The 5250-nt window shown below is 35.6% G+C and carries 6 protein-coding genes and 1 pseudogene; 5 read left to right on the forward strand and 2 right to left on the reverse strand.

Features of this window, described 5'->3' with window-relative positions; translation table 11 throughout:
• Window positions 1-124: 124 nt before the first annotated feature.
• From IQ242_RS15955 to IQ242_RS15965, 3 genes and pseudogenes are all read left to right on the forward strand, one after another.
• A pseudogene (locus tag IQ242_RS15955) lies at window positions 125-259 on the forward strand (IS630 family transposase); the annotation flags it as partial.
• A gap of 129 nt (window positions 260-388) precedes the next feature.
• Complete coding sequence (locus IQ242_RS15960; protein ID WP_193960634.1) at window positions 389-1378, forward strand: serine/threonine-protein kinase; 990 nt, start codon at window positions 389-391, stop codon at window positions 1376-1378.
• Window positions 1379-1424: 46 nt separating this feature from the next.
• Entirely contained in the window at window positions 1425-2042 is a 618-nt protein-coding gene (locus tag IQ242_RS15965) for a COP23 domain-containing protein (RefSeq protein WP_193960635.1), read from the forward strand.
• Window positions 2043-2044: 2 nt separating this feature from the next.
• Here the strand turns inward: IQ242_RS15965 and IQ242_RS15970 are convergent, their stop codons facing one another.
• Together IQ242_RS15970 and IQ242_RS26285 are read right to left on the reverse strand one after the other, a co-directional pair.
• Window positions 2045-2212, reverse strand: a complete 168-nt coding sequence (locus IQ242_RS15970; protein ID WP_170863876.1) for a hypothetical protein — start codon at window positions 2210-2212, stop codon at window positions 2045-2047.
• Window positions 2213-2214: 2 nt separating this feature from the next.
• Entirely contained in the window at window positions 2215-2454 is a 240-nt protein-coding gene (locus IQ242_RS26285) for a hypothetical protein (protein WP_170863877.1), read from the reverse strand.
• A gap of 56 nt (window positions 2455-2510) precedes the next feature.
• On the opposite strand from IQ242_RS26285, the gene IQ242_RS15980 reads away from it, so the two are divergent.
• Together IQ242_RS15980 and IQ242_RS15985 are read left to right on the forward strand one after the other, a co-directional pair.
• Complete coding sequence (locus tag IQ242_RS15980) at window positions 2511-4226, forward strand: tetratricopeptide repeat protein (RefSeq protein ID WP_193960636.1); 1716 nt, start codon at window positions 2511-2513, stop codon at window positions 4224-4226.
• Window positions 4227-4425: 199 nt separating this feature from the next.
• The coding region (locus tag IQ242_RS15985; protein ID WP_193960637.1) for an RNA-guided endonuclease TnpB family protein at window positions 4426-5250 on the forward strand (825 nt) is incomplete at its 3' end.

A 5250-nucleotide genomic window follows, 5' to 3' on the forward strand; every position in this document is an offset into this window, starting at 1 on the left:
GTCGGAACCCCCTAAGCCGAGTTTTCAAGGTGCTGCGCCGTCCACTTGGTTTTCGAGACTGGCCTTTTAATTCTAACGTAAAGCCAACCTAGAACGGCGGGGTTTCAGACCCAAAATTTCCGATGAAAACTTTTCTGACTTTTCTTCAGCTATTTATGAATGTCTGAATGATGTCCATCTGAAACATAAAAAAGAACTGGATTCCTTGCTCACTCTACGATTTCAGAAGTTTAATAAATCTCAGATTATGAACGTCTAAAGTATATACAAGATCTGCGATCGCCCTTAAAAAGGGGGACTTTGAATCCGGTTCCCCCCTTTTTAAGGGGGACTAGGGGGGATCAATCAATGCTATAATAACCACTATTTATCAGCAGGTAAGATAAGGGTGAATTTATTAGTCCATCGTTATCAAATTGTGCGATCGCTTGCTTCTGGTGCATTTGGTGAAACTTTTCTAGCTAAAGATACCCAATTACCGGATCATCCTTGGTGTGTTGTCAAGCAACTTAAACCCCAATCTGATCCCCAATCTTGGCAAATAGCAATGCGTTTATTTGATACAGAAGCAAGAAGTCTTTATCAATTGGGAAAACACGCTCAAATCCCCCAATTATTTGCCCATTTTTCTGAAAATAATCAATTTTATCTCGTTCAAGAATATATTGAGGGACATTCTTTAGGTGAGGAAACTATACTAGGGAAACAATGGGAAGAAATAGCAGTAATTGAATTTTTAGAAGATGTATTATCAACTTTAGCTTTTGTACATCAGCATAACGTTATTCATCGGGATATTAAACCTGATAACTTAATTAGACGCAAACGAGATAATAAAATTATTTTAATTGATTTTGGTGCGGTAAAACAGATTATTAATTTAAGTAATCCTCAAAACCAACCTAAGACAATTGGAATAGGAACACAAGGATATATGTCAAATGAACAAAATCTAGGAAAACCTACCTTTAGCAGTGATATTTATTCTGTGGGAATGATTGCTATTCAGATGTTAACGGGATATTATCCTACCCAATTAGTTGATAGTCAAACAGGAGAAATACATTGGCAAAATAAAGTCAAAACAACACCTAAATTTACTGATATTTTAGTTAAAATGAGTCATCCAGATTTTCAACAACGCTATCCCTCAGCTACAGAAGCTTTGCAAGCAATTCAAGGTTTACAGGGAGTCTCCCCTACCATTGCGCCAACAGTTTTTATGTCTCATTCTTCATCTATACAAAATAAAGGGGGTAAAATGACCGTTATTCCCCTAATTTTAATGTTACTTTTAGGAGGAGTAATTGGTATTGGGGTGATCAATTTATCTGAGAGACAACAAAACAATGAGACACAACATCAACCTGCTTTTTAAGCTATAAAGGTAATAGGAACAAGTTTAACAGGAGTAAGTAAGATTTATGAAGCGTCAGACTTCGGGAATAGCAGTCTCACTTTTATTTGGCTTGCTAATGCTGACCTCAGGATGTCAAGGAAATTCTAATGCTGCAACAAAATCTAAGTTTTTTTGTGGAAATGCTCAATATTTAGGTAAAAATGTGCCAGCTACTATTGTCCATAATCCAAATTCAGACAGAGATTTTACTATAATTATTTGGAAACCAGATAATTATTATTTTGGTAATCAATGGAATCCTCGAAAACGATGTGATCAAGTTTCTAGACGATTCCAAGATATTTATGATCGGGATGGACTACAGTATGTCACGGCTACGGTAGCAAGTTGGATTAATGATCGAGAAGTTCCCGTTGTCTGTGGAGTAAAATCCAAAAGTGCTACTTGTGATCAAGATGATTTACTCTTTACTTTGGAAACTAAGGATGAGCCTTATGCAGTATTAGATGATCTTATGGAAATTCGTCAAGCACCTGATAACAATACACCCTTAACTAGAGGAGTAAATAATTCTAAAAATTCTGGTAAAAAGCAGCAAGTTTTTTATGATTTATCTGAGGTTTTGAAAGTAGAAAAATCCCCAAAACAGCAATCTAATCCAAACAATGGTGCAGCGTTTTAGACTCAAAATATACCTTTGTTTACGGGATTAGGAGTGTTTTGGGTTTTGCTTCTCCATTTTTCTGCTAGAATTGTGGCATAATCGCTCATTTCTCTGAGTTTATTTTCTCCTTGCTGAGCGATTTTTAAGATTTCTGCTAATTCCTGTTCAGTAACCGGTTTTGAAGTCATCGTTAATTCTCCAATCGGATTCTAATTCCATTGACTACTATTTTAGCTTCTAAAACTCGACCTAACTGCTCTGAGAAATCCTCCCCTGCTTCTTGAATATCTTCATAAGATAACTCATCCTCCATAGTAATATACTGGACAGTTGCTTGCATCCGCCGTCTAGTGTTGTCAGCAAATAATAAATAATTGTTAAGTATAGCAAATATTTGAATAGATATGATATTGTCGGGAAAGAATTTCATCCTTTCCCTAATCAGTTCAATCCCATTATTATCCTCCAATGCTTATCTGAATTGCCATGAAACCGCAATTATTGAAACTTTGCCTAATTTTATCCCTATTTCCCCTAATTTTCTCCCTCGTATCCTGTCAAAACCAGCAAACTCAAGATCGTGGAATTACTATTACCACAAATCAGTCACAAAGTCAACAAAAACAACGACGCACAGCCTTAGTCATTGGAAATGCGAGTTATCAGGATAATCCTCTCAAAAACTCGATTAATGATGCAGAAGCGATGGCGAATGCGCTTAAAGATGTTGGTTTTGACGTAATTTTGCTGGAAAATGCTGATTTAAAGCAGATTGAAAATGCTATTGACACATTTCACCACCAACTTAAGGCAGGAGGAGTGGGATTATTTTATTATGCGGGACATGGTACACAAGTGGATGGCGAAAATTATCTTATTCCGGTAAATGCGAAGCTGGATGTGGCAGAAGATGTGCGCTATGAGGCGATTCCGGTAGGAAAAGTCTTAGCTAGGATGGAAGATGCGGCAAATCAGATGAATATTGTCATTCTTGATGCTTGTCGCAATAATCCCTTTGCTCGAAAATGGCGCTCTAGTCAACGGGGTTTGGCTCCGATACAATCAGCTAGGGGTGCCTTGATTGCTTTTGCGACGGAACCAGGAGGGGTTGCTGCTGATGGAGAGGGAGAAAATGGGTTATATACGTCTTTTTTATTAAAGCATCTGAAAACACCGAATTTAGATGTGGAGTTGATGTTTAAACGGGTACGGGAGGATGTTGTACAAGCTACTCAAAATAAGCAAGTTCCTTGGGAGTCTTCCTCTTTGGTGGGGGATTTTTCTTTTAATCCTGTTACGGTAGCGCAATCATCTCAACCTAATTCTACCACTGCTGAAACCTATTTTAAGCAAGGGGAAGACTACCGTAATAATAATCAATATGATAAAGCGATTGCGGCATATACTAAGGCCATTGAAATTAATCCTCAATATGCCGAAGCTTACAAGAATCGAGGGATTGTTTACTCTGATTTAAAAGACTATGATAAAGCAATGGCAGATAACAATAAAGCCATTGAAATTAATCCTCAATATTCTAATGCTTACAATAATCGAGGAGTTGTTTACCGTATTTTAAAAGACTATGATAAAGCAATGGCAGATTATAATAAAGCCATTGAAATTAATCCTCAATTATTTCAAGCTTACTTTAATCGAGGGAATGTTTACTCTGATTTAAAAGAATATGATAAAGCTATTAAAGATTATAATAAAGTCATTGAAATTAATCCTCAATATGCTGATGCTTACGTTAATCGAGGGACTGTTTACTCTGATTTAAAAGAATATGATAAAGCTATTAAAGATTATAATAAAGCCATTGAAATTAATCCTCAATTATTTCAAGCTTACAATAATCGAGGAGTTGTTTACCGTATTTTAAAAGACTATGATAAAGCCATTAAAGATTATAATAAAGCCATTGAAATTAATCCTCAATATGCTGATGCTTACGTTAATCGAGGGACTGTTTACTCTGATTTAAAAGAATATGATAAAGCAATGGCAGATTATAATAAAGCCATTGAAATTAATCCTCAAAATGATTATGCTTACAATGGTCGAGGGAATGTTTACCTTGAATTAAAAGAATATGATAAAGCTATTAAAGATTATAACAAAGCCATTGAAATTAATCCTCAAAATCCTTATGCTTCTAATAACAAAAAGTTAGCGGAGGAAGCAAAAAGAAATCAATAACCATATCCTTGTTCCAAGACAGAGCCTTGGAATATGATATGATTAGTGCGATCGCTCTTATTTTTGTCTGGGGTTAACCACAGAAACCAAAAACCTACCTAAAGCTTTTTAAAGCTACTCATTTCTGTAGCTAGATAGCTAAAATAAGTAACTTTGGCCACCGATAGATTTTAAGAACGTTATCAGGTATAATCAAGATATGAAGCTAGTTGAACGTCATATTATCAGTCAAAACCATCCCTTATGGTCAGAAATCGACCATTATGCCTTCTTGTCAAAAAATTTGTTCAATCTAGCTAACTACCATTATCGCCAATATTTCTTTGAAAACTCCCAAAAACTGAGTTTTAATCAACTCTATCATCTGGTATCTAAAACCTCAGATTATTTAGCTTTACCCACGAAAGTGAGCAAGCAGATAATCAGAAGATTAGATCAGGCTTGGATTAGTTATTTTGCCGCTTTTAGAGCTTGGAAAAAACACCCTGAAAAATTTTTAGGAAAACCTAAAATTATTAAGTATAAGGACAAAACCAAAGGAAGAAACCTGCTAATATATTCTCAGGAATCAATTTATAAAAAACCTTTAAAAGAAGGAATTTGTCACTTGTCTATGAGCGACGTAAAATTGACCACTTCCCGAAGAGAAATAATTGAAGTGAGAATTGTCCCCAAAAGTAGCTGTTATGTCATTGAAATAGTCTATGAAAGACGGTCGGAAACCACAGATAAACAAGAGATAGCTGGGATAGATTTAGGAGTTAATAACTTAATGGCTGTAACTACAAATCAAACAGGTATAGCACCTCTTTTGGTAAATGGCAGACCGTTAAAAGCAATTAACACCTTCTACAACAAACAACGTTCCCGCTTACAATCTCAACTGAAAACCAGAAATAATCAACCCTCATCTAAGAGATTGATATTCCTAACCCATAAACGAAACTGTCGAGTAGAAAATTATCTACACACAGCCAGTAAAAGAGTAATAGATTGGTGTACTATTCATGAAATAGGGACATTA

The sequence above is a fragment of the Microcystis sp. LEGE 08355 genome (assembly GCF_015207185.1).
Classification (GTDB): Bacteria; Cyanobacteriota; Cyanobacteriia; order Cyanobacteriales; family Microcystaceae; genus Microcystis; species Microcystis panniformis.

What these genes read in the sequence shown, in the direction of transcription:
- IQ242_RS15965 (WP_193960635.1), top strand. Translation starts at nt 1,425, where the DNA reads ATGAAGCGTCAGACTTCGGGAATAGCAGTCTCACTTTTATTTGGCTTG.
- IQ242_RS15970 (WP_170863876.1), bottom strand. Translation starts at nt 2,212, where the DNA reads ATGACTTCAAAACCGGTTACTGAACAGGAATTAGCAGAAATCTTAAAA.
- IQ242_RS26285 (WP_170863877.1), bottom strand. Translation starts at nt 2,454, where the DNA reads ATGAAATTCTTTCCCGACAATATCATATCTATTCAAATATTTGCTATA.
- IQ242_RS15980 (WP_193960636.1), top strand. Translation starts at nt 2,511, where the DNA reads ATGAAACCGCAATTATTGAAACTTTGCCTAATTTTATCCCTATTTCCC.